Origin of the sequence: Sphingomonas endophytica, from assembly GCF_014199415.1 — a bacterium.
Lineage (GTDB): Bacteria > Pseudomonadota > Alphaproteobacteria > Sphingomonadales > Sphingomonadaceae > Sphingomonas > Sphingomonas endophytica.
The window spans coordinates 41,107-63,485 of record NZ_JACIJN010000012.1 but is presented as its reverse complement, the minus strand read 5'-3'; the positions used below and the strand labels follow the sequence as shown (position 1 = coordinate 63,485).

The 22,379-nt window shown below is 70.2% G+C and carries 15 protein-coding genes; 13 read left to right on the top strand and 2 right to left on the bottom strand.

The genetic code is table 11. The features are described from left to right. From FHS97_RS15930 to FHS97_RS15895, 8 genes are all read left to right on the top strand, one after another. The gene (locus FHS97_RS15930; RefSeq protein WP_184040324.1) at positions 1 to 3,189 is read left to right on the top strand and encodes an efflux RND transporter permease subunit; all 3,189 of its coding nucleotides are present in this window, start codon (positions 1 to 3) and stop codon (positions 3,187 to 3,189) included. Positions 3,190 to 3,250: 61 nt separating this feature from the next. After that, entirely contained in the window at positions 3,251 to 4,759 is a 1,509-nt protein-coding gene (locus FHS97_RS15925) for an efflux transporter outer membrane subunit (RefSeq protein WP_184040363.1), read from the top strand. Between the two features lie 104 nt (positions 4,760 to 4,863). After that, complete coding sequence (locus FHS97_RS15920; protein WP_311770353.1) at positions 4,864 to 5,082, top strand: hypothetical protein; 219 nt, start codon at positions 4,864 to 4,866, stop codon at positions 5,080 to 5,082. 352 nt (positions 5,083 to 5,434) lie between these two features. Next, positions 5,435 to 7,360, top strand: a complete 1,926-nt coding sequence (locus tag FHS97_RS15915) for a heme lyase CcmF/NrfE family subunit (RefSeq protein WP_184040319.1) — start codon at positions 5,435 to 5,437, stop codon at positions 7,358 to 7,360. Next, the gene (locus FHS97_RS15910) at positions 7,357 to 7,884 is read left to right on the top strand and encodes a DsbE family thiol:disulfide interchange protein (RefSeq protein WP_184040316.1); all 528 of its coding nucleotides are present in this window, start codon (positions 7,357 to 7,359) and stop codon (positions 7,882 to 7,884) included. Before FHS97_RS15915 ends, FHS97_RS15910 begins: the two co-directional genes overlap by 4 nt. After that, the gene (locus FHS97_RS15905; RefSeq protein WP_184040313.1) at positions 7,881 to 8,273 is read left to right on the top strand and encodes a cytochrome c-type biogenesis protein; all 393 of its coding nucleotides are present in this window, start codon (positions 7,881 to 7,883) and stop codon (positions 8,271 to 8,273) included. Before FHS97_RS15910 ends, FHS97_RS15905 begins: the two co-directional genes overlap by 4 nt. 53 nt (positions 8,274 to 8,326) lie before the next feature. Next, on the top strand, positions 8,327 to 8,800 hold the full coding sequence (locus FHS97_RS15900; protein ID WP_246346723.1) for a DUF1440 domain-containing protein: 474 nt from the start codon (positions 8,327 to 8,329) through the stop codon (positions 8,798 to 8,800). Positions 8,801 to 8,845: 45 nt separating this feature from the next. Further along, complete coding sequence (locus FHS97_RS15895) at positions 8,846 to 9,430, top strand: STN domain-containing protein (protein WP_184040307.1); 585 nt, start codon at positions 8,846 to 8,848, stop codon at positions 9,428 to 9,430. Between the two features lie 84 nt (positions 9,431 to 9,514). On the opposite strand, the gene FHS97_RS15890 is transcribed toward FHS97_RS15895, so the two are convergent. Beyond that, positions 9,515 to 9,682, bottom strand: coding sequence for a hypothetical protein (locus FHS97_RS15890; RefSeq protein WP_184040304.1), 168 nt, complete (start codon positions 9,680 to 9,682; stop codon positions 9,515 to 9,517). A 130-nt stretch (positions 9,683 to 9,812) separates the two neighbouring features. Here FHS97_RS15890 and FHS97_RS15885 point away from each other — a divergent pair, with 130 nt between their 5' ends. The 4 genes from FHS97_RS15885 to FHS97_RS15870 all read left to right on the top strand — a co-directional run bounded on the left by FHS97_RS15885 (position 9,813) and on the right by FHS97_RS15870 (position 18,469). Continuing rightward, positions 9,813 to 11,777 carry an autotransporter assembly complex protein TamA gene (locus FHS97_RS15885; RefSeq protein ID WP_184040301.1) on the top strand — a complete coding sequence of 655 codons (1,965 nt, stop codon included), beginning with the start codon at positions 9,813 to 9,815 and terminating at the stop codon, positions 11,775 to 11,777. Continuing rightward, on the top strand, positions 11,777 to 15,892 hold the full coding sequence (locus tag FHS97_RS15880) for a translocation/assembly module TamB domain-containing protein (protein WP_184040298.1): 4,116 nt from the start codon (positions 11,777 to 11,779) through the stop codon (positions 15,890 to 15,892). The genes FHS97_RS15885 and FHS97_RS15880 overlap by 1 nt, the downstream gene beginning before the upstream one ends. 265 nt (positions 15,893 to 16,157) lie before the next feature. Beyond that, positions 16,158 to 17,888 carry an SLC13 family permease gene (locus FHS97_RS15875; protein WP_246346722.1) on the top strand — a complete coding sequence of 577 codons (1,731 nt, stop codon included), beginning with the start codon at positions 16,158 to 16,160 and terminating at the stop codon, positions 17,886 to 17,888. Between the two features lie 98 nt (positions 17,889 to 17,986). Further along, complete coding sequence (locus FHS97_RS15870; protein ID WP_184040292.1) at positions 17,987 to 18,469, top strand: DUF4142 domain-containing protein; 483 nt, start codon at positions 17,987 to 17,989, stop codon at positions 18,467 to 18,469. Positions 18,470 to 18,587: 118 nt separating this feature from the next. Here the strand turns inward: FHS97_RS15870 and FHS97_RS15865 are convergent, their stop codons facing one another. After that, positions 18,588 to 20,243, bottom strand: a complete 1,656-nt coding sequence (locus tag FHS97_RS15865) for an alkaline phosphatase family protein (RefSeq protein ID WP_184040288.1) — start codon at positions 20,241 to 20,243, stop codon at positions 18,588 to 18,590. Positions 20,244 to 20,332: 89 nt separating this feature from the next. Here FHS97_RS15865 and FHS97_RS15860 point away from each other — a divergent pair, with 89 nt between their 5' ends. After that, on the top strand, positions 20,333 to 22,315 hold the full coding sequence (locus FHS97_RS15860) for a protein-disulfide reductase DsbD family protein (protein WP_246346721.1): 1,983 nt from the start codon (positions 20,333 to 20,335) through the stop codon (positions 22,313 to 22,315). Positions 22,316 to 22,379: the final 64 nt, after the last annotated feature.

The window sequence follows — 22,379 nt, the reverse complement described above, 5'->3', positions numbered from 1 at the left end:
ATGTCGCGCTTTTTCATCGACCGGCCCATCTTCGCATGGGTCATCGCCGTGGGACTCATGCTGGCGGGGATCATCGCGATCCGCAGCCTGCCGATCGCCCAATTCCCCGAGATCGCGCCCCCGGCGGTCGCGATCGCCGCCACCTATCCGGGCGCCGACGCCGAAACGCTCGAGCGCACCACCACGCAGATCATCGAGCAGCAGCTGCGCGGCATCGACAATCTGCGCTATTTCTCATCGTCCTCCTCGTCGGCGGGCGTGGTCACGATCACGCTGACCTTCGAACAGGGCACCGATCCTGACATTGCGCAGGTGCAGGTCCAGAACAAGTTGCAGGCGGCGACCCCGCTGCTGCCGCAGGAAGTGCAGCGGCAGGGCATCCAGGTGACCAAGTCGGCGGCCAGCTTCCTCGCGGTGGTCGGGCTCGTTTCCACCGACGGCTCGCACAGCAACAACGATCTGGCCGACATGGTCGTGTCGAAGTTCCAGGACCCGATCAGCCGCATCAACGGCGTCGGCGAATTGCAGGTGTTCGGCTCGCAATATGCGATGCGCATCTGGCTCGATCCGCTCAAGCTCAACAATTACGCGCTGACCGTCGCCGACGTGACGTCGGCGGTGCAGGCGCAGAACGCGCAGGTTTCCGCCGGTCAGATCGGCGCGCAGCCCGCACCCAAGGAGCAGATGCTCAACGCGACCGTCTCGGTGCAGTCGCGGCTCCAGACGCCTGAGCAGTTCGGCAACATCCGGCTGAAGACCGGGACGGACGGCTCGGTGGTCCGGCTGCGCGACGTGGCGCGGATCGAGATCGGCGCCGAGAATTACGGCTTCGACGTGCAATATAACGGCAAGCCGGCCTCGGGCTTTGGCGTGCGGCTGGCGGCGGGCGCGAACGCGCTCGACACCGTCGACCTGCTCAAGGCGCGCGTCGCCGAGATCGGCAAGACGCTGCCCGCCGACGTGAAGGTCATCTACCCTTACGACATCACGCCGTTCGTGCGGCTGTCGGTGGAGCAGGTGATCCACACGCTGATCGAGGCGGTGGTGCTCGTCTTCCTCGTGATGTTCCTGTTCCTCCAGAACTGGCGTGCGACGCTGATCCCGACGATCGCGGTGCCGGTCGTGCTGCTCGGCACCTTCGCGGTGATGGCGCTGGCCGGATACACGATCAACACGCTGACGCTGTTCGGCATGGTGCTGGCGATCGGCCTGCTCGTCGACGACGCGATCGTCGTCGTCGAGAACGTCGAACGCCTGATCGTCACCGAGCATCTCTCCCCGAAGGAAGCCGCGCGCAAGTCGATGGACGAGATCAGCAGCGCGCTGGTCGGCATCGGCCTCGTGCTGTCGGCGGTGTTCCTGCCGATGGCGTTCTTCGGCGGGTCGACCGGCGTGATCTATCGCCAGTTCTCGATCACGATCGTCTCGGCGATGGTGCTGTCGGTGCTGGTCGCGTTGATCCTGACGCCGGCGCTCTGCGCGACGATCCTCAAGCCGCACGATCCGGACAAAAAGGAGGGCAACGGGCCGCTGGCGCGCTTCTTCCGCTGGTTCAACGACAAGTTCGATCGCGCGCAGCACCGCTACGAAGGCGGGGTGAAGAGCACCGCGCGCCACTGGAAGCGCTCGCTGTTCGTCTATCTGCTGATCGTCGCGGGCATGGCGCTGATCTTCATCCGGCTGCCCTCGGGCTTCCTGCCGGACGAGGATCAGGGGTTCGTGATCGCGCTGGTGCAGGGCCCGGCGGGCGCGAGCACCGCGCGCACCGAAAAGGGGCTGGCGATCACGCGCGACCACTTCCTCAAGCAGGAAGGCAAGAACGTCCAGGGCGTCTTCACGATCAACGGCTTCAGCTTCGCGGGACAGGGCCAGAACACCGGCCTGGTCTTCGTCAACCTGAAGCCGTGGGAAGACCGGTCGGGCGGCGACAATCGCGCACAGGCGATCGTCGGCCGCGCGATGGGGTCGCTGTCGCAATATAAGGACGGGCTGATCTTCGCGCTGATCCCGCCGGCGGTGCAGGAGCTGGGCAATGCCACCGGCTTCGACGTCCAGCTGGTCGATACCGGCGGCGTCGGGCACGAGAAGCTGACGCAGATCCGCAACATGATGCTCGGCATGGCCGCGCAGGATCCGCGGCTGGCACAGGTCCGCCCGCTCAGCCTCGAGGACGCGCCGCAGCTCAAGGTCAAGATCGACGAGGACAAGGCGCGCGCGCTCGGCCTCGATCTGTCGGCGGTCAACACGACGATCGCGACCGCTTGGGGCGGCGGGTACATCAACGACTTCATCGACCGCGGTCGCGTGAAGCGCGTCTATGTCCAGAACGACGCGCCGTATCGCATGTCGCCCGAGGATGTCGGGGAACTCTACGTCCGCGGCGCGAACGGGCAGATGGCGCCGTTCACTGCCTTCTCGACGCTCGAATGGGCCAATGCGCCCGTCTCGCTGACCCGCTACAACGGGCAGCCGGCGATGCAGCTGCAAGGCTCGCCGGGACCGGGGCAGAGCACCGGCGCCGCGATGGAAGCGTTGCAGGAGATCCATGCGAAGCTGCCCCCGGGCACGACGCTGGAATGGACCGGCCTGTCCTATGAGGAACGGCTGTCGGGCGGGCAGGCGCCGGCGCTCTACGGGCTGTCGCTGCTGATCGTCTTCCTCTGCCTCGCCGCGCTTTACGAAAGCTGGTCGGTGCCGATCTCGGTGCTGCTGGTCGTGCCGCTCGGCATCATCGGCGCGGTGCTGGCGGCGTGGCTGACGGGTCTGAACAAGGACATCTACCTGCAGGTCGGGCTCATCACCACGATCGGCGTGTCCGCCAAGAACGCGATCCTGATCGTCGAATTCGCCGAAGAGCGGATCGCCGAGGGGATGAGCGCCTTCGACGCGGCGGTGGAGGCGGCCAAGCTGCGGCTGCGTCCGATCCTGATGACCAGCCTCGCCTTCGTGTTCGGTGTGATGCCGCTGGCGGTGTCGACCGGCGCGGGTGCGGGTGGCCAGAATGCGATCGGCCGGGCCGTGGTCGGCGGCATGTTGTCCGCGACGGTGCTGGCGATCTTCTTCGTGCCGATGTTCTTCGTCGTCGTGCTGCGCCTGTTCGGGCACGGTAAGGATGACAAGAAGCCGCACGACGATGCGCCTGCGCATGACGATCATCCCACGGGCGACACCGCCCATCAGGGGGCCTGACGTGAAGACTAGTTCGTTTCTCGCCGCGCTGGCGCTGACCAGCGCGCTCGCCGGGTGCAACATGGCACCCAAATACGAACGCCCGACCGGCGCAGTGCCGCTCGCCCTGCCGGAGGGCGGCGTGTACCCGCGCGCCGCCACCGACGCGCCCGACGTGACGCAGATCGGCTGGCGCGACTTCTTCCTCGACCCGCGGCTGCGGCAGGTGATCGAGACGTCGCTCGCCAACAACCGTGACTTGCGCGTCGCTGCGGCCAACGTGCTTCAGGCGCGCGCACAATATCGCGTCCAGCGCTCGGCGATCGTCCCGACCACCGGCGTCACCGGCTCGGCGACCTATACCAACAACCTGTTCGGCGCGATCGGCGCCGCCGGTGCTGGCGCCGGCGGTGGCGCGGCGGCCGGGACCGGCACGGGAACCGGTACCGGTTCCGGCGGGACCGGTGCCGGCACGGGCGGCACCGGCGGCGGCACGGGCGCTGCGGCGGGCGGGGCGGTCGGCGAAAGCTCGTCGAACATCCAGTTCTATTCGGCCAATGTCGGCTTCTCGGCGTTCGAGCTCGACCTGTTCGGGCGCGTCCGCAACCTCAACCGCGCCGCGCTCGAGCAATATTTCGCGACCGAGGAAGCGCAGCGCAGCACCCGCATCAGCCTGATCGCCGAAGTGGCGAGCGCATGGCTGCAACTCGCCGCCGATCAGGAGCAGCTCCGGCTCAGCCGCGAGACGCTCAAGACCTTCGAGGAAACCGTGCGGCTCACCAGCGCGCAGTTCCGGATCGGGGTCGCTTCCGAGCTGGAAGCGCGGCAGGCGGAGACCAACTATCAGGCGGCGCGCAACGACATTGCGACGCTGACCGCGCAGGTTGCGCGTGACCAGAATGCGCTCAACCTGCTGGCGGGCACCACCGTCACCGCGGAGCAGCTGCCCGATTCGCTGGGTACCGTCGCCTTCACCCGCGACGCGCTGCCTGGCGACGTGTCGTCGGCGGTGCTGCTGCGCCGCCCCGACGTGTTGCAGGCCGAGCATCAGCTGATCGCGCAGAACGCCAACATCGGCGCGGCGCGCGCGGCGTTCTTCCCGCGTATTTCGCTGACCGCGACGATCGGGACGATCTCCTCGGCGCTGTCGGGGCTCTTCGGCGGCGGCACGTTCAACTACAATGCCGCGCCGTCGGTGCAGCTGCCGCTGTTCGACGGCGGGCGCAACGCCGGCAACCTCGACTATGCCAAGGCATCGCGCGAGGCGGCGGTCGCCACCTATGAGAAGGCGATCCAGACCGCGTTCCGCGAGGTCGCCGATGCGCTTGCGCAGCGTGGCACGATCGGCGAGCAGCTCTCCGCGCAGGGCGCGCGCGCCAATGCGGCGTCGGTGGCGGCGCGCCTGTCCGACGCGCGCTATCGCGCCGGGGTCGATTCGTTCCTGACCTCGCTCGATGCGCAGCGTACCGCCTATTCGGCGCAGCAGCAGCTGGTGACGACCCGGCTGACGCAGGCCAACAACCTGATCGAGCTGTACCGTGCGCTAGGCGGCGGTTTGGCAGGCGAGGTGCCGGTGACGGCCGATCGATAAGGCCCCTTGCGTCCGGTGGTGATCGGCGTACCCTGTCGTGGAAAAACGACGGAGAGGACGAGGCCATGGTCACCCCGGACGCGCGTGCAGGCGAAGAAAGCCTGGTGATCCTTCAGACGTTGCTGTGCGTGCTGCGGGAGAAGAACGTGCTGTCGCGCGCCGACGTCGAAACCTTGTGTGAGCGTGTCGCGATGCGCGCCTCGGCGGCGGAGCGTGATCCGATGCCGTGCTGCGCCGAGGCGACTCGCGCCGCCGCAACCGAGATGGCGCGGATCAAGGACTATATCGGGCAGCATTACGGCGGCAAGCACCGGCGGATCTGAGGCGCGTTGCAACGCCAGGTCCGTCATCCCCGCGCAAGCGGGCACGACGAAGAGGGCCATCCCATCTCGTCGCCCCGGACTTGATCCGGAGCCCCGCTTCTTCGGTCCGGGACGTCCCCTTCCGTCGTTGCGAGCGCAGCGAAGCAATCCAGGGCGTCTGGTCCGGCTGTGGATTGCTTCGCTGCGCTCGCAATGACGGGCAGGAGCATCGCCCCGTTTCGACCGCCGACCAAGAAGCGGGATCCCGGGTCAAGTCCGGGATGACGAACGCCGTAACGAGAGGCGCGAATGTCTCGACGCGCGCCCGCGAACCGGCGTAAGGCGGGCAGGTGATTCAACGGCATTTTCCCGCATGACCGCCGAAACCGGGCTCGCTGCGCTGTGGCTTGCCGCCGCGCTCGCCGCGTTGCAGGTGCTGCTCGGCGTGCTCGCGCTGCGGCGCGACATGCCGCAGGCGGTCGGCGCGATCCGCGCGGTGGCGATCGTACAGGGTGCGCTCGCCGCCGTCGCGATGGGTGCGCTGATCCGCGCGTTTCTCGACACCGACCTGTCGGTCGCGCTGGTCGCCGCCAACAGCCATTCGATGAAGCCGTGGCTCTACAAATTCGCGGGTGCGTGGGGCAATCACGAAGGCTCGATGCTGTTGTGGGTGACGATTCTCGGCGTCGCGGGCGCGGCGGTCGCGAAGTTCGAGCATCGCCTCGCCCAGCCGACACTGGTCGCGACGCTCGCCGCACAGGCGGCGATCGCGCTGGGCTTCTACGCCTTCCTGCTGTTCGCCTCCAACCCGTTCGCGCGGCTCAACCCGCCGCCGCCCGATGGCGCCGGGCTCAACCCGCTGTTGCAGGACCCCGGGCTCGCCTTCCACCCGCCGACGCTCTACGCCGGCTATGTCGGGTTGTCGGTCGCCTTCTCCTTCGCGGTCGGCGCGCTCGTCACCCGCGATGTCGGGCCGGTGTTCGCGCGCGCGATGCGGCCATGGGTACTGGCTGCGTGGATCTTCCTGACGCTCGGCATCACCGCCGGCAGCTATTGGGCCTATTACGAGCTCGGCTGGGGCGGCTGGTGGTTCTGGGACCCGGTCGAGAATGCCAGCCTGATGCCGTGGCTCGCCGCGACCGCGCTGCTCCACTCGGTGACGGTGCTCGCCACCCGCGACGGGTTGCGCGCTTGGACGGTGATGCTGGCGGTCGTGGCCTTCTCGATGAGCATGATCGGCACCTTCCTGGTCCGCTCGGGCATCCTCACCAGCGTCCACGCCTTTGCGGTCGATCCGCGACGCGGCGCGTTCATCCTCGTGCTGCTGCTGCTCTATATCGGCGGCGCGCTGGCGCTGTTCGGCGCACGCGTCGGCACCGTCCGGCAGGGCAAGTTGTTCGAGCCGTTCAGCCGCGAAGGCTCGCTGGTCGCCAACAACCTGCTGCTGACCGTGATTCTCGGCATCGTGCTGATCGGCACCTTCTACCCGATCATCGCCGCCGCGTTCGACATCCAGCTCTCGGTGGGACCGCCGTTCTTCGATTCCACCGCCGGGCCGATCGCGCTGCTGCTGGTCGCGGTGATGGCAGTCGGGCCACTGCTGCGCTGGCGGCGTGACGAGGCCGAGGCGCTGATCCAGCGCGCGTTTCCCGCGATCGCCGCGGCGTTGTTCGCCGGGGTCGGCGTGTTCCTGCTCGGCGGGCCGATCGGCGTGCTGCCGCTCGCCGGGGTCGCCTTAGCGGCCGGACTGGCGGTGGCGAGCGTCGCGCCGCTCGCCAAGCGCAACCTCGCGCGTGCGCCGCTGCACCTGTGGGGGATGGTGATCGCGCATCTCGGGATCGCGGTGTCGTTGACGGGAATGGCGATCAGCACCGCCTATACGCAGGAGACGTTGCTCGCGGTCGGGGTCGGCGATCCGGCGCGGATCGCGGGCTATACCGTCCGGCTCGAGGGCGTGCGCCCGCTGGTCAGCGACAATTGGAGCGCGCTCGAGGGGCGGCTGGCGATCACCGACGAGCGCGGCGCGCGCTTCGTGCTGCGCCCGCAGGTCCGCTACTTCACCACGCCGGTGACGACCACCAACGAAAGCGCGATCGCGACGATGTGGAACGGGCAGCTCTACACGGTGCTCGGCGCCTTGGGCGACGACGGGCGCTGGCAGTTGCGCTTGTGGTGGAAGCCGTTCGTGACCTTGATCTGGCTGGGCGGCGCGATGATCGCGGTCGGCGGCGCGCTGTCGCTGGTCGGCCACCAATACCGGCTGTGGCGGACGCGGCAGCGCGCGGAGGCGTTCGCGTGAAGCGCTGGCTGGTGTGGCTGCCGCTCTGCGCGTTCGGCGTCATCGTCGCGGTGATCGCCTGGGGGCTGTGGCAGCCCGCCGACCGCACGGTGCGCTCGGCGCTGGTCGGGCGACCCTTGCCCGACTTCGTCCTGCCCGCGATCGCGCCCGGCAAGCCCGGCCTGGCCAGCGCCGACTTCCGACAGGGCAGCCCGCGGCTGCTCAACGTCTTTGCGAGCTGGTGCGTGCCGTGCGTCGCCGAGGCCCCGCAATTGCTGACGCTCAAGGCCGCGGGCGTGCCGATCGACGCGATCGCGATCAAGGATACGCCCGGCGACGTTTCCGCCTTCCTGCGCCGCAACGGCGACCCCTACGCCCGCGTCGGCGCCGACGCGCACAGCCGCGTCCAGCTCGCGCTCGGCTCGTCGGGCGTGCCCGAGACGTTCGTGGTCGACGGCAAGGGCGTGATCCGCGCGCAGCATGTCGGCGACATTCGCGCCGAGGACGTGCCCGACTTGCTGCAAGCGCTGGCGGACGCGAAGTGAGGGCGCTGGCGATCGTGGCGCTGCTGCTCGCCGCGCCGCTCGCTGCGCAGACCGCGCTGCCACGGCTCGCCTATACGCAATTGCGCGACCCCGATCAGGAGCGACAGGCACGCGCGCTGATGGAGACGCTGCGCTGCGTGGTCTGTCAGGGGCAGTCGATCGCCGACTCGGATGCCGACATGGCGGGCGAGATGCGCGCTTTGGTGCGGCAGCGGATCGCGCGCGGCGAGGCACCCGAGGCGGTGCGGACGTGGCTGATCGCGCGCTACGGCGATTACGTCAGCTACGCCCCGCCGCTGCGCGCCGCGACCCTGCCGCTGTGGCTCGCGCCGCTGGTGCTGCTCGCGCTGGGCGTGTGGCTGGCGCGCGCGACCTTCCGCCGGCGGTGATGCGTCGCCCGGCCTGATCGTGCGTTTAGCGTGCGATGGCTCGGGAGATCGTGATGCGTTCGTTGTTCACCACTGCCCTGATCGGCGTCGGCGCCGGCCTCGCCGCCTCGTTCGTCATGGATCGCTTTCAGGACCTCGCCGCACCCGCGTTCGGGATGGACGGCGGCAATGACGACCCGTCCACCGTCAAGGCTGCCGACACGCTCAGCAAGGCGGTCGAGGGCCGCCCGGTCACGCAGAAGCATCGCGAAGCCGCGGGCGCGGCGATGCATTACGCTTTGGGAGCAGCGATCGGTGGCGGCTATGCGCTGGCGGTGCGGCAATGGCCGGATCTGGCGAAGGGCTGGGGCGTGCCGACCGGGCTGACGACGATGCTGCTGCTCGACGACGTGCTGGTCCCCGCGGCCGGCTGGGGGCCGTGGCCGGAGGCGGAGGTGCCGGGGAACGCTTATGGCCTCGCCTCGCACCTCGTCTTCGGGGTCGCGCTGGAGGGCGTGCGCCGCGCCGGCGAGGCGTTGCCGGGCTGACGCCCGCGCGCTAACCCATGGTCCTTGTCTCCGGGGGTACCGTCCATGTTCTCGCCGATCGTTCGTCCGCTCGCCCTGCTGGGCACGGCCTGTGCCCTGCTCGCCGCGCTGCCGGCCGCGGCGGAATGCACGCGCGAGAAGGTGCGCGTCGATCTGCCCGAACAGCGGATGGACGAGCGCGTGCAGGCGCTGGCGCATCTGTCGGGCTGCTTCATGGAGGTCGACACGACGTTGCTCGCCGACAAGCAGGCGCGGCGGCTGAAGGGGCGGATGATCCCGCGCGACGCGCTCTATCGCTCGTTGCGCGGCAGCGGGCTGGAAGCGGCGCGCTACAAGGGCCATTGGCGGATCGACCGCCGCCAGCAGGAGCGGTTTGCGCGCCGCGTCGCGACGCTGCGCGCCACGACCGCCGAACAGCGCGAGCGCGAGGCGATCGGCAAGATGCGCGCGGCCGATGTCGGCCATACGCTGCGCCATGTCGAAAAGGCCGTCCCGCGCGAGGTGAACGAGCAGGCGCATCTCAACGTCGCCGACCGCATCCGCTATGACGAGCGCCTCGACCGCGTCGCGCGCAAGATCGGCACGCCGCCCGCGCCGCTGGCATTGGGCTGGGTCGCGCCGGTCAAGTAGTCGTCCGTCATTGCGAGCGAAGCGAAGCAATCCAGGGTCGGACCAGGGCACCCTGGATTGCTTCGCTACGCTCGCAATGACGGTCTACCGCTCCCGCCACCAGATCAACACCGCCAGCACGACGCCCGCGGCGATCCCGGCGAGGAACCCGATCGAGGGCTGTCCGGCATAGAGGCCGATCGCGGTGCCGCCCAGCGCGCCGATCGCGATGGGGAAGCCGCCGGCGGAGGGGGTGCGCGGGGGAGGAGCCATGCCGCGCTGTGCCACGCCGATGCGCGATGCGCCAGCCGCCGCGACGGGCCGGGGCGCGCGCGGGACATGGTTACGCAATCGTTGCGCATTGGCCCTTCTTCTCGGCGAATCGCTCCGCTAGACCGCAGGCATGTGGCCGGACGTGGGGCGGCACCGCGTGCTGGGTCACGTCGTGTGCGGCGCGATGATTGTGACGGGACCGGCGTTCGCGCAGACCGCGCCCGCGCCGCCCTTGGTCGTGCCGCCCGCGCCGATGAGCGACGTCGATCCCAACGACCAGCTCGCGCCCTTGCCCGACATCGGGGTCGACTGGCCCGATCTCGCCACCGCCCCCGGGGAGCCGACCGCCGCGGCGAGCAACGTCGCCGCCAGCTTCCGCTACGGCTGGCGGATCGACGGCGTCGACGCGATCGGCGGCCCACTCCTGCGGCAACGTTTCCGCGAATTGTCGGTGCTCGCCGGTGCCGAGGGCAAGGAGGCGAACGCCGCACAACTCGATCGACGCGCGCGGCAGGATGCCGACCTGCTCGTCACCCTGCTGAAGGGTGACGGCTATTATGATGTCGCCGTCGCCACGCGGGTCGAACGCGAGAAGGGGCGTCCGGTCGTGGTGCTCGCCGCGACGCCGGGGCCGCTCTACCGTTTCACCGGCGTGACGCTCGCCGGGGTCGAGGCGGCGGGGGCGAAGGAGCCCACGTTGCGCGACGCCTTCGGGGTCAAGGCGAACGATCCGGTCAACGCCGACGCGATCGCGGCCGCCGAGGCCAATCTGAAGACCCGCATCGGCGAGGAGGGCTTCCCCTTCGCGCAGGTCGGCGACCCCGAAGTGGTGGTCGACCGTGCGACGCAGACCGCGACGCTGGCGATGGAGGTCGCGCCCGGCACCGCGCGGCGCTTCGGCCGGATCACCGTCAACGCCGACAACAAGGTGTTCGACGCCGCGCACGTTCAGGACATCGCGCGGTTCAAGCCCGACGAGCCCTATGAGACGTCGCAGATCGACGATCTGCGCCGCGCGCTGGTGCAGACCGGACTGGTGTCGACCGCCGAGGTACGCGCGGTGCCGGGCGCCGACCCGGCGGTGGTCGATGTCGCGGTGCGGCTCGAATCCGCGCCGCCGCGCACCGTCGCGGTCGAGTTGGGCTATGGCACCGGCGAGGGCGCGCGTTCCGAAATCAGCTGGACGCATCGCAATCTGTTCCCGCCCGAAGGCGCGGTGACGCTGCGCGGCGTCGCGGGCACACGCGAACAGCTGGGGCAGATCACCTTCCGCCGCAACAACTTCCACGCTCGCGACCGCGTGCTGACCGCGCAGCTCTCCGCCGCGCACCTGCGCCGCGACGCGTTCGACGCGCAGACGATCTCGCTGTCGGCGGCGCTGGAGCGGCAGACCAACATCTTCTTCCAAAAGACCTGGACGTGGTCGCTGGGAGCAGAGCTGGTCGCGACCGACGAGCGCGACGTGATCGCCGCGACCGGCGTGCCGCGCCGCCGCACCTTCCTGATCGGCGCGCTGCCGACCAGCCTCGGCTATGACGGCTCGGACGATCTGCTCAACCCGACGCGCGGCTTCCGGCTGTCGGGGCGGGTCAGCCCCGAAGTGTCGTTGCAGGACAGTGTGTTCGGCTACACCCGCGTCCAGCTCGACGCGAGCAAGTATCAGCCGGTCACCGATGCGGTCGTGCTGGCGGGGCGGCTGCGCGTCGGCACGATCCTCGGCGCGCCGCGCGACCAGATCGCGCCGTCGCGGCGCTTCTATGCCGGCGGCGGCGCGTCGGTGCGCGGCTACAGCTTCCAGTCGATCGGCCCGCGCGACGTCAACAACGATCCGATCGGCGGTCGCAGCCTCGCCGAGTTCGCGATCGAGGCGCGCGTGAAGGCGTTCGGCAACTTCGGCGTTGTGCCGTTCCTCGACGGCGGCAACATCTACACCGGCGGGCTCCCCGATTTCAGCGGGCTGCGCTACGGCGCCGGGGTCGGCGTGCGCTATTACAGCAACTTCGGCCCGATCCGCGTCGATGTCGGCACCCCGATCAACCCGCAGCGCGGCGATTCGCGGATCGCGGTCTATGTCTCGCTCGGGCAGGCGTTCTGATGCGCGCCTTGCGCATTTTCGGCTTCGTCGTCGCCGCCCTGCTGGCGCTGGTCGCGATCGTCGCGGTGGTGATCGACACCGATATCGGCCACCGGATCGTTGCCGATCGCGTTAACGCGCTCAAGCCCGACAATGGCCTGCGCTTCCGGCTCGGGCGGATCGAGGGGTCATTGTACGGCAAGGCCGAGCTGGTCGACTTCCGGCTGTACGATCCCAAGGGGCTGGTGCTGTCGGTGCCGCGCGCGCGGCTCGACTGGTCGCCGTTCGCGTGGCTCCACAACCGGCTCGACATTCATGCGCTCGACATTCCGGTCGCGACGCTCGCCAAGCTGCCCGAGCCGCGCGACACCGGCCGTTCCGGGCCGCTGCTGCCGAAGTTCGACATCGCGATCGGCCGCTTGTCGATCGCACGGCTGATCGTCGCGCCGGCGGTGACCGGGCGGGTGCGCGATGGGCGGCTGCTCGCGCGCGCCGATATCCGCAACGGCCATGCGGTGGTCGCGCTAGACGCGCTGGTGGCGGGCAGCGACCGCGTCCGGCTGCGGCTCGACTCGCGCCCGGACGCGGGCAAGTTCGACATCGCCGCGCACGCGCAGGGCGCGGCGACCGGGGTGCTCGCGCAACTGACCGGGCTGCGGCGGACGATCGCGCTCGACATCGACGGCGCGGGCGACTGGCGGCAGTGGCGCGGGCAGGCGGTGGCGGTGGCGGGGGGCGCGCGGCTCGTCGACCTCGCGCTCGGCAACAACGCCGGCCGTTACACGCTGACCGGCACCGTCGCGCCGGCCAGCGTGACGCGCGGCAAGCTCCAGTCGCTCACCGCGCCGCGCGTGCTGGTCACCGGCGCGGGTACGTTCGCCAGCCGCCGCCTCGACGGGACATTGTCGCTGCGCTCGCCGTCGCTGGCGTTGCAGGCCGAGGGGATGGTCGACCTCGCCGACAGCGCGTTCCGCAACCTGCGCGTCACCGGCCGCCTGCTGCGCCCGCCCGCGCTGTTCCGCAACATGACCGCGCGCGAGCTGCGGCTGCGCGCGATCCTCGACGGCAATTTCCGCACCTTCGCCTTCAACTATCGCCTCACCGCCGACCGCTTCGCGTTCGACGACACCGGGTTCGAACAGGCGCGCGCCGCCGGGCGCGGACATTGGGGACCACGCCCGATCGCGCTGCCGGTCGCGTTCACCGCCGCGCGCGTCACCGGGGTCGGCGATGTCGCGGGCGGGATCCTGCGTAATCTGTCGGTGGCGGGGGTGCTGCGCGTCACCGCGGATACGATCACCGGCGACGGGCTCAAGCTGCGTTCCGACAAGCTCTCCGGCGACATCGGGCTGACGCTCGACCTGCACACCGGGCGCTATGACGTCGCGCTGTCGGGCGCGCTCGGGCGCTATCTGATCCCCGGGCTCGGCGTGGTCGATGTCCGCTCGCAATTGCGCGTCGTTCCCGGACCCGACGGCCACGGCACGCGCGTGATCGGGCGCGGCACCGCGCGGATGCTGCGGCTCGACAACGGCTTCTTCCGCAGCCTCGCCGGCGGGTTGCCGCAGATCGAGACCTTGCTCGAGCGCACCCCCGACGGCGTGCTCCACTTCACGCGGCTCGTGCTCACCGCGCCGTCGCTGCGACTGGCGGGCGCGGGCTATCGTCGCCGCGACGGCACGTTCGTGTTCGAGGGCGCGGGGACGCAGAGCAGCTACGGCCCCGTCCAGCTCAAGCTCGACGGCAGGATCGAGAAGCCGACCATCGATCTCGTCTTCGCGCGACCCAATGCCGCGCTCGGGCTCAGCAATGTCCGCGCGCATCTCGATCCGACGCCGCAGGGTTTCGCCTTCACCGCCGCGGGCGGGTCGCGGCTCGGGCCGTTCGAGAGCGCGGGCGCGATCCTGCTGCCGCCGGGCGGACAGGCGCAGATCGCGATCGCGCGGCTCGACGTCAGCGGCACCCGCGCCACCGGCACGCTCGACATCGTCGACGGCGGGTTCCGCGGGCGGATGACCGTCGCGGGCGGCGGCTTCAGCGGCGCGCTCGACTTCGCGCCGGTCGGCGCGGTGCAGCGGATCAGCGGCCGGATCGACGCGCGCAACGCGCGGCTCGCCGGTGCGGCGACCGTCCGGCAGGCGCGGGTCGACTTCAACGTGCTGCTCGAACCCGATGGCGCGCGCGTCAACGCCACCACCAGCGGCGCGGGGCTGCGGCGTGGTGCGCTGTCGGTGTCGCGCTTCTCGGGGCAGGCGGCGCTGACCGGCGACACCGGCGAGGTCCGCGCGTCGATCGCCGGCTCGCGCGGGGTCGGCTTCCGCGTCGACACCGTCACGCAGATCACCGCCGACGGCTATGCGGTGCGCGCCTCGGGGACGATCGGGGCGCAGCCGATCCGGCTGGAGACGCCTGCGGTCTTCCGCCGCGACGGCGACCTGTGGGCGCTCGCGCCGACGAAGCTGACCTTCGCGGGCGGTGCGGCGGAAGTGTCCGGTCGCCTCGGCAACGGCGAGACGGCGGTGCGCGCGTCGCTCACGCGCCTGCCGCTCGGCGTGCTCGACATCGGCTATAGCGGGCTCGGGCTCGGCGGCACCGCGACCGGCACGTTGGAGCTGAACGCGCGCGACGGCGCGGCGCCGACCGGGCGCACCAATCTGACGATCCGCGGCCTCACCCGCTCGGGGCTGCTCAGCTCGTCCGCGCCGATCGACATCGGCGTTGCGGGCGTGCTCAGCCCCGACAAGCTCGGCGTGCGGATGGTGATGGCGTCGGGCGGGCGCACCGTGGGTCGTGCGCAGGCTTTGCTCAAGCCGCTGGGCAGCGGCGATCTCGTCGAGCGGCTGACCAAGGCGGGTGTGTTCGCGCAGCTCCGCTATTCCGGCCCCGCCGACACGCTGTGGCGGCTTACCCGGATCGAGCTGTTCGACCTCTCCGGACCGGTCGCGCTGTCCGCGGACGTCACCGGCACCGTCGCCAGCCCGCAAATCCGCGGACTGGTCCGCGCCAGCAACGCGCGCATCCAGAGCGCGACCACCGGCACCGTCGTCACCAACATCCAGACCGCCGGGCGCTTCGACGGGTCACGGCTTCGGATCGAGCGCTTCACCGGCGATGCCGGGCGCGGCGGGCGGGTGACCGGCACCGGCACGTTCGATTTCGCCGCCGCGAACGGTGTCGCGTTCGACCTGCGCATCGACGCCGATCACGCCGTGCTGATCGACCGCGAGGACATCGGCGCGACCGCGACCGGGCCGCTCGCCTTCACGTCGGACGGCGTCGGCGGGGTCATTTCGGGCGATGTGCGGCTCGACAGCAGCCGCTACCGGCTCGGGCAGGCGACCGTCGCCAGCGCGCTGCCGCAGATCAACGTCCGCGAGATCAACGTGCCCGGCGGCGATCAGGCCGACGACGATGCCGCCGCGCCGTGGCGGCTCGACGTTCACGCCCGCGCGCGCAACGGCCTGATGGTCTCGGGGCTGGGGCTCTCGAGCGAATGGACCACCGATGTCCAGATCGCCGGCTCGCCGACCAATCCCGCGATCACCGGGCGCGCCGATCTCGTTCGCGGAGATTACGAATTCGCGGGGCGCGAGTTCGAATTGTCGCGCGGGATCATCCGCTTTGCGGGCGAGGTACCGGCCAACCCCGCGCTCGATATCGAGGCGGCGGCGAACACCACCGGGCTCAACGCGACGATCCGCGTCACCGGCGTCGCGCAAAAGCCGGAGATCAGCTTCGCGAGCACCCCGGCGCTGCCGCAGGACGAATTGCTTTCGCGACTGCTGTTCGGCACCTCGATCACCAACCTGTCCGCGCCCGAGGCGCTCCAGCTCGCCGCCGCGGTGGCGGCGTTGCAGGATGGCGGCAACGGGCTCAATCCGATCAACGCGGTGCGCCGCGCGGCAGGGCTCGACCGGCTGCGCATCCTCCCCGCCGATCCGCAGACCGGGCAGGGCACGTCGATCGCCGCGGGCAAATACGTGACGCGGCGGCTCTATGCCGAGATCATCACCGATGGGGCGGGCTATTCCGCGACGCGCGTGGAGTTCCAGGTGACGCGCTGGCTGTCGCTGCTGTCGTCGATCTCGACGCTGGGGCGGCAGAGCGGCAACGTGCGGGTGTCGAAGGATTATTGAGCGGAGGCTTGAAATAACCTGCTGCGAGACGCCAGTCCGACTTCGCTCGATGGCTCCTCAGCACGAACGAAGTGATTGGCGGCAGGATGATGCTTTGTCTCACCCACATCCGTTCGTGCCTCGTCTCGAAGGACAAGCGCACCCGCCGCCACGCCAATTCAACCTATCCTGCGGCAACACGCCGGAACCCCGCGACAGGGCCATTGTTGAGCGCCAGACGATGACCACCCCACAACTTCTCTCGATCGCAACCTTGATCGGGATGATGGCGCTCTTCATCTGGGGGCGCTTCCGCTACGATGTGGTCGCGAGCATCGCGCTGCTCGCCAGCCTCGCGCTCGGCATCGTCGCGCCCGCCGATGCCTTCAAGGGCTTCTCCGACGACATCGTCATCATCGTCGCCTCGGCGCTGGTCCTGTCGGCGGCGGTGCAGCGCTCGGGGGTGATCGAGCGCGTGCTGCGGCAGGTCGCGCGCCGCGTCCGCCGCGTGCGCGGGCAATTGCTGGTGCTGACCGGCTCGGTCGGTGTCGCCAGCGCGTTGGTCAAGAACATCGGCGCGCTGGCGATGCTGATGCCCGCCGCGATCCAGATGGCGAAGAAGAACAACGCCTCGCCCTCGGTGTTCCTGATGCCGATGTCGTTCGCGTCGCTGCTCGGCGGGCTGATGACGCTGGTCGGCACCTCGCCGAACATCATCGTCAGCCGCTCGCGCGAACAGATGCTCGGCGAGCCGTTCGGGATGTTCGACTATACGCCGGTCGGGCTCGGGCTGCTGGTCGTCGGCTTGCTGTATCTCAGCATCGCCTATCGCCTGATCCCCGCCGACCGCCGCGCCGCGCCGAGCATGGCCGAGGCGCTCGACATCAACGGCTATGTCACCGAGATCGTGATCCCCGAAGGCTCGCCCGCGGTCGGCGAGACGGTCGAAGCGTTCCTCGACCGCCACGAACATGAGGTGACGATCACCCGCATGGTGCGCGCCGGGATGCGCAGCCATCCGCTCGCGGCGACCGAGCTGCGCGCGGGCGATACGCTGATCCTCGGCGGCGACCCCGATGCACTGGAGCGCGCGATCGCGGGCGACCGGCTGACGCTGGAAAGCGAGGAGCGCGAGAAGCGCACCGATCGCGGCGAAAGCGAGATCGGCGTGATCGAGGCGGTCATCAATCTCGGCTCGCCGCTGGAAGGCCAGACCGCCGGGCGACTCGACATGCAGGCGCGCTACGGCGTCAACCTGATCGCGATCTCGCGGCGCGACGAGCGGCTGTCGCGCCGGCTCGGCAACATCGCGCTGCGCACCGGCGACGTCGTGGTGTTGCAAGGCACGCTCGACACCTTGCCCGAAAAATTGCGCGAACTCGGCTGCCTGCCGCTCGCCGAGCGCGAGCTGCGGCTCGGCACCAGCCGGCGCGGCTGGTTGCCGGTCGCGGTGCTCGGTGCGGCGATGTTCGCGACCGCGATGGGCTGGGTGCCGGTCGGCGTCGCCTTCTTCGCGGCGGCGGCGGTGGTCGTCGTGACCGGGCTGCTGCCGGTGCGCGAGGCGTACAATCATATCGAATGGCCGATCCTCGTGATGCTCGGCGCGCTGATCCCGGTGTCGGATTCGCTCCGCACCACCGGCGCGTCGGACGTGATCGCGACGTGGCTGGCGCAGACCGCGACCGTGCTCCCGGCGTGGGGCGCGGTGGCGCTGATCCTCGCGGCGGCGATGGCGGTGACGCCGTTCCTCAACAATGCCGCGACCGTGCTGGTGATGGCGCCGATCGCCGCGCAGTTCGCGGGCGATCTCGGCTATCGTCCGGAGGCGTTCCTGATGGCGACCGCGGTCGGGGCCGGCAGCGATTTTCTCACCCCGATCGGGCACCAGTGCAATACCTTGGTGCTGGGACCGGGCGGCTATCGTTTCGGCGATTATGCGCGACTCGGCGCGCCGCTCTCCGCGCTGGTGCTGCTGGTCGGCACGCCGCTGATCCTGTTCTTCTGGCCGCTGCATTGATCGGGATCACACAGAAATAGCTGCCTCTTTCCGGGACGTTCGCGGGGCGCGGCGCGTTTGCGACAGCACGTTTCTAAGCAAATTGACGGAGAGAGAAGATGAAGCGTTTCCTGCCGGTCGCTGCCCTTGCCATCGTGCTCGCCACGCCGGCCGTCGCGCAGCAAATGGCCCCTGCCGCCTATGTTGCCGCCGCGGGGGCAGGCGATCTTTATGAGAAGACGTCGAGCCAGCTCGTCCTGCAATCGACCAAGGACCCGAAGGTCCGCTCGTTCGCGCAAGGCATGATCCGCGACCACAACAAGAGCACCGCGATGGTCAAGAGCGCCGCCGCACAGGCCGGTCTGAAGCCCAAGCCGCCGGTCATGACGCCCGAACAGAGCGGGATGGTGGCGCAGCTTCGCAAGGAAAGCGGCACCGCGCGCGACCGCACCTATCTGACCCAGCAGCAGACCGCGCACCAGCAGGCGCTGGCGCTGCATCAGGGCTATGCCGCCAACGGCACCGCCGGTTCGTTGAAGACCGCCGCCGGCCAGATCGCGCCGGTCGTGCAGCATCACATCGACATGCTCGCGGGCATGTAATCACTTTCGTCGCCCCGGACCTGATCCGGGGCCCCGCCTTCACCGCAGCGCGACTTGAAGAAGCGGGGCCCCGGGTCAAACCCGGGGCGACGAAGTTACAAGGAAATGAAAGCGCCCGTCATTTCGGGCAGCTGTCCTCCGCACCCGCATCCAGATCGAGGCACCGCCCGTCGAGCCCCGACACCGGCAGTCCGATCGTCGCCGCCAGCGTCGGCGCGATATCGACCGTCTCGACCGACAGCGGCTGCTCGAACGCGACCATCCCCTTGCGCCAGAACAGGATCGGCACGCGCCGATCGTAATCCCATGGACTGCCGTGCGTCTCGACATAGAATGGCGCGGGCTTGACGATCGTCGTCACGCGCGGCTTGAGCATCACCATCAGGTCGCCGGACCGCTCCGCATCATAGGAGGCGCGCGCGCGCTCAAGCAGCGTCCACGTCTCCGGCGGCGTCTTCGCGAACGACGTCGCCGCGATCTCGTCGCGGGTGAACGCCGCGGCGACCTGCGGCATCGCCAGATAGCGGCGCTTCGCCTCGGCGAGCACCTGCTTGCGCCGGGCGGCGGGCACGCTGTCGGCGATGTACACGTCGCTCTCCGGCCCGATCAGCACCGGCCCGGCAATGCCGAGATCACGCCCGATCGCCGCGCCGACCAGCTTGGCGGCGTTGCTGGCGTCGGCATGTTCCTCCATCGGCATCGCGCGCTGTTGCTGGCGCTCGGTCATGTCGTGCGCGCCGTGGTCGGCGGTCAGCATCACCTCATAGTCGAGCCCCCATTCGTCGAGCTGCGCGAGGAACGCGCCGATCGTCTGGTCGAGCTGCGCCATCTGGATGCACATCTCCGAACCCTGCGTGCCCAGCGCATGGCCGACATAATCGGTCGCCGACCCGCCGACCGCGATCAGATCGGTGCCCGCGCCTTGCCCGAGCTTCATGTCCTGGATCAGCCCCGCCGCCAGCGCGAACACCGCACCGTCAAGCGCGGGGGAGGCGCGGAACGACCTGGCGTCGCCCGCGGCGCGCTGGAACTGCCCGGTGCCGATCGTCTGCCCGCCGACCGCGATCGGCTGTGCCAGTCCCTTGCAATAGCCGGGCAGCGGCAGCGGCGCCTGCGCCCCCGCCAGCAGCTTGCCGACCGCGTCATTGGCGCGCGTCACCACCGCCGGCACCGGCGCGGTGCTGCGCGAGGGGAGAGTGATGAAATGGTCGGTCGCCCAGAACCACATCTGATCGGTGTGGTGCCCGCCCATCATGATCGCCGCGCGGTCCTTGCCCGCCACCGCGACGACGCGGGTGCGCGGATCGGCGCGCTTCATCATGTCGCCCAGCGTGTCGACGCGCAGGTGCAGGTCGGACGGCTGGTATTTGTCGTGATCCGAGCCCGGGGCCCGCTCGTCTTCCGCGCAATAGACCGCCTTGTCCGGCCGGCCGGCGCGCTGGTCGATCCAGGTGTTGGCGATGATCCCGGTATGCGCGGGGCGCATGCCCGTCAGGATTGTCGAATGGCCGGGGCAGGTCTCGGTCGCGGCATGGCTCTGATAGCCCGACGGGAAAACCACGCCCTGCTGCAACCGCGCCAGCCCGTCGGTGTAGCGGCTGCGATATTGCGCGAACAGATCGGCGGAGAATTGGTCGACCGAAATCGCGACGATCAGCTTGGGCTTGCCCTGCGGCGTCGCGGCGGCCGCGGGCGCGGCGGCCGGCGTCTGGGCGAGGGCGGGCAACACCAGCGCGGCACTGGTCAACAAAGCGGCGGCGAACAGTGATTTCATCGGGCAACCTTGATGCAACGTGGGGGCGAAGCGGCTATGATCCCGCTCCGATGATCAGGCAAGCAGTGCGCGCGGCGCTTTTCACTCTGATGACAGCCGTTTCGCTGCTGCTGCCCACCATGGCGGGCGCGCAGGCGCGGCATGTCGCGATGACGCTGCTCGCCGAGAGCGACCGGCCCGCGCCGGGCAGCACCGTCGCGCTCGCGATCCATGCCGTCCCCGCTTCGGGGTGGCACGGCTATTGGCTCAACCCCGGCGACGCAGGGGTGGCGACGCGCGCCACTTGGACGCTGCCGGCTGGGGCGACCGCGGGCGCGCTGGCCTATCCGCCGCCGGGGCGGCTGGTGATCGCCGGACTGATGAACCACGTCTACGAACGGCCGTGGACGATGCTGACCACGTTGACCGTTCCCAAGGGGCTGGCGCCCGGCACCGCGCTGCCGGTGCGCGTCAAGCTCGACTATCTCGTCTGTACCGAGACGATCTGCGTTCCCGAGACGCAGGAGCTGAACACGCAACTGACCGTCGGCGACGGCGCGGTCACGCCCGCGCGCCGTGCGCAATTCGACGCGTGGCGCCGCGCGCTGCCGCGCCCGCTCGGCAGCACCGCGACCTGGCAGATCGACGCCGAACGCTTCCGGCTGTCGGTGCCGTATCCCGCCGACGCGCCGCTGGGGCAGGCGTGGTTCTACCCTGCACGCGGCGGCGCGACCGACTATCCCGCGGCGCAGACCGTCACCCGCGACGGCGAGCGGCTGGTGATCGAGACCAAGGCCGCCGCCACGCCGGAGCGCGGCGCGCTGGAGGGCGTGCTGACGCTCGGCGACGGCACCGCGCTGGCGCTGGTCGCGCAGCCCGGCACCGTCGCGCCCGCAGCGGCGTCGGCAGAGCTCGACTGGGGCGTCGCGCTGGCGGCGTTCGGCGGCGCGGTGCTCGGCGGGTTGCTGCTCAACATCATGCCGTGCGTCTTCCCGATCCTCAGCCTCAAGGCGCTGGGGCTGGCGCGCTCGGGCGAGAGCGAGCGCCATGCGCGCAGCGAGGCGCTGGCCTATACCGCGGGCGTGGTGCTGGTATGCCTCGCGCTCGGCGCGACCCTGCTGGCGCTGCGCGCGGGCGGGGCGAGCGCGGGCTGGGCATTCCAATTGCAGGACCCGCGCGTCGTCGGCGTGCTGCTGCTGCTGGTCGTCGCGATCGCGCTCAACCTCGCCGGGCTGTTCGAGTTGCCGACCCCGCAATTCGCCGGCCGCAGCGGCGCGAGCGGCGCGTTCATGACCGGTGCGCTCGCCGCTTTCGTCGCGACGCCGTGCACGGGGCCGTTCATGGGCGCGGCGCTCGGCGCGGCGCTGGTGCTGCCGCCGGTCGCGGCGCTGATGGTGTTCGCAGGGCTGGGGCTCGGCATCGCGCTGCCGTTCCTGTTGATCGGCTTCGTCCCTGCGCTGCGGCGGCGCCTGCCCAAGCCCGGGATGTGGATGGTGCGGCTGCGTCATATCCTGTCGGTGCCGATGTTCGCGACCGCGCTGGCGCTCGCCTGGGTGCTCGGGCGACAGGCGGGGGTCGACGGGATGACGATCGCGCTCGCCGCCGCGTTGCTCGCCGGGCTCGGGCTGTGGTGGAGCGGGCGGCGGCAGGTGCAGGGCGGCCGGCTCGTCTGGGCGCCCGCGCTGGTCGCGCTGCTGCTGGGGGGTGTCGCGATCGCCACGGTCCGGGCGCAGCCGGCCGGTGCGGCTGTCGCTGGCGTTGCGGGGGCCGAGCCGTTCACCGAGGCGCGGCTCGCGGCGTTGCGCGCCGAGGGGCGGCCGGTCTTCGCCTATTTCACCGCCGACTGGTGCCTGACGTGCAAGGTCAACGAAAAGGCCGCGATCGAGACGCAAAGCGTGGCCGACGCCTTCAGGGGCAACAAGGTCGCGGTGCTGGTCGGCGACTGGACCGATGGCGATCCGGTGCTCGGCCGCTTCATCGCGCAGCACAATCGCGCCGGGGTGCCGCTCTACCTCTTCTACCCGCGCGGCACGGCCGACCCGCGCGTGCTGCCGCAGGTGCTCACCCCGGCGATGCTCACATCGTTGCGCTGAGGGACTGCTGCACTGCAATGAAGTGTTGCGCGCACCGTTGATCTCGCTCAGCATGCGACGAATC

What these genes read in the sequence shown, in the direction of transcription:
- FHS97_RS15860 (WP_246346721.1), top strand. Translation starts at nt 20,333, where the DNA reads ATGACAGCCGTTTCGCTGCTGCTGCCCACCATGGCGGGCGCGCAGGCG.
- FHS97_RS15870 (WP_184040292.1), top strand. Translation starts at nt 17,987, where the DNA reads ATGAAGCGTTTCCTGCCGGTCGCTGCCCTTGCCATCGTGCTCGCCACG.
- FHS97_RS15890 (WP_184040304.1), bottom strand. Translation starts at nt 9,682, where the DNA reads ATGGCTCCTCCCCCGCGCACCCCCTCCGCCGGCGGCTTCCCCATCGCG.
- FHS97_RS15900 (WP_246346723.1), top strand. Translation starts at nt 8,327, where the DNA reads ATGCGTTCGTTGTTCACCACTGCCCTGATCGGCGTCGGCGCCGGCCTC.
- FHS97_RS15880 (WP_184040298.1), top strand. Translation starts at nt 11,777, where the DNA reads ATGCGCGCCTTGCGCATTTTCGGCTTCGTCGTCGCCGCCCTGCTGGCG.
- FHS97_RS15915 (WP_184040319.1), top strand. Translation starts at nt 5,435, where the DNA reads ATGACCGCCGAAACCGGGCTCGCTGCGCTGTGGCTTGCCGCCGCGCTC.
- FHS97_RS15865 (WP_184040288.1), bottom strand. Translation starts at nt 20,243, where the DNA reads ATGAAATCACTGTTCGCCGCCGCTTTGTTGACCAGTGCCGCGCTGGTG.
- FHS97_RS15925 (WP_184040363.1), top strand. Translation starts at nt 3,251, where the DNA reads ATGGCACCCAAATACGAACGCCCGACCGGCGCAGTGCCGCTCGCCCTG.
- FHS97_RS15885 (WP_184040301.1), top strand. Translation starts at nt 9,813, where the DNA reads ATGTGGCCGGACGTGGGGCGGCACCGCGTGCTGGGTCACGTCGTGTGC.
- FHS97_RS15930 (WP_184040324.1), top strand. Translation starts at nt 1, where the DNA reads ATGTCGCGCTTTTTCATCGACCGGCCCATCTTCGCATGGGTCATCGCC.
- FHS97_RS15875 (WP_246346722.1), top strand. Translation starts at nt 16,158, where the DNA reads ATGGCGCTCTTCATCTGGGGGCGCTTCCGCTACGATGTGGTCGCGAGC.
- FHS97_RS15895 (WP_184040307.1), top strand. Translation starts at nt 8,846, where the DNA reads ATGTTCTCGCCGATCGTTCGTCCGCTCGCCCTGCTGGGCACGGCCTGT.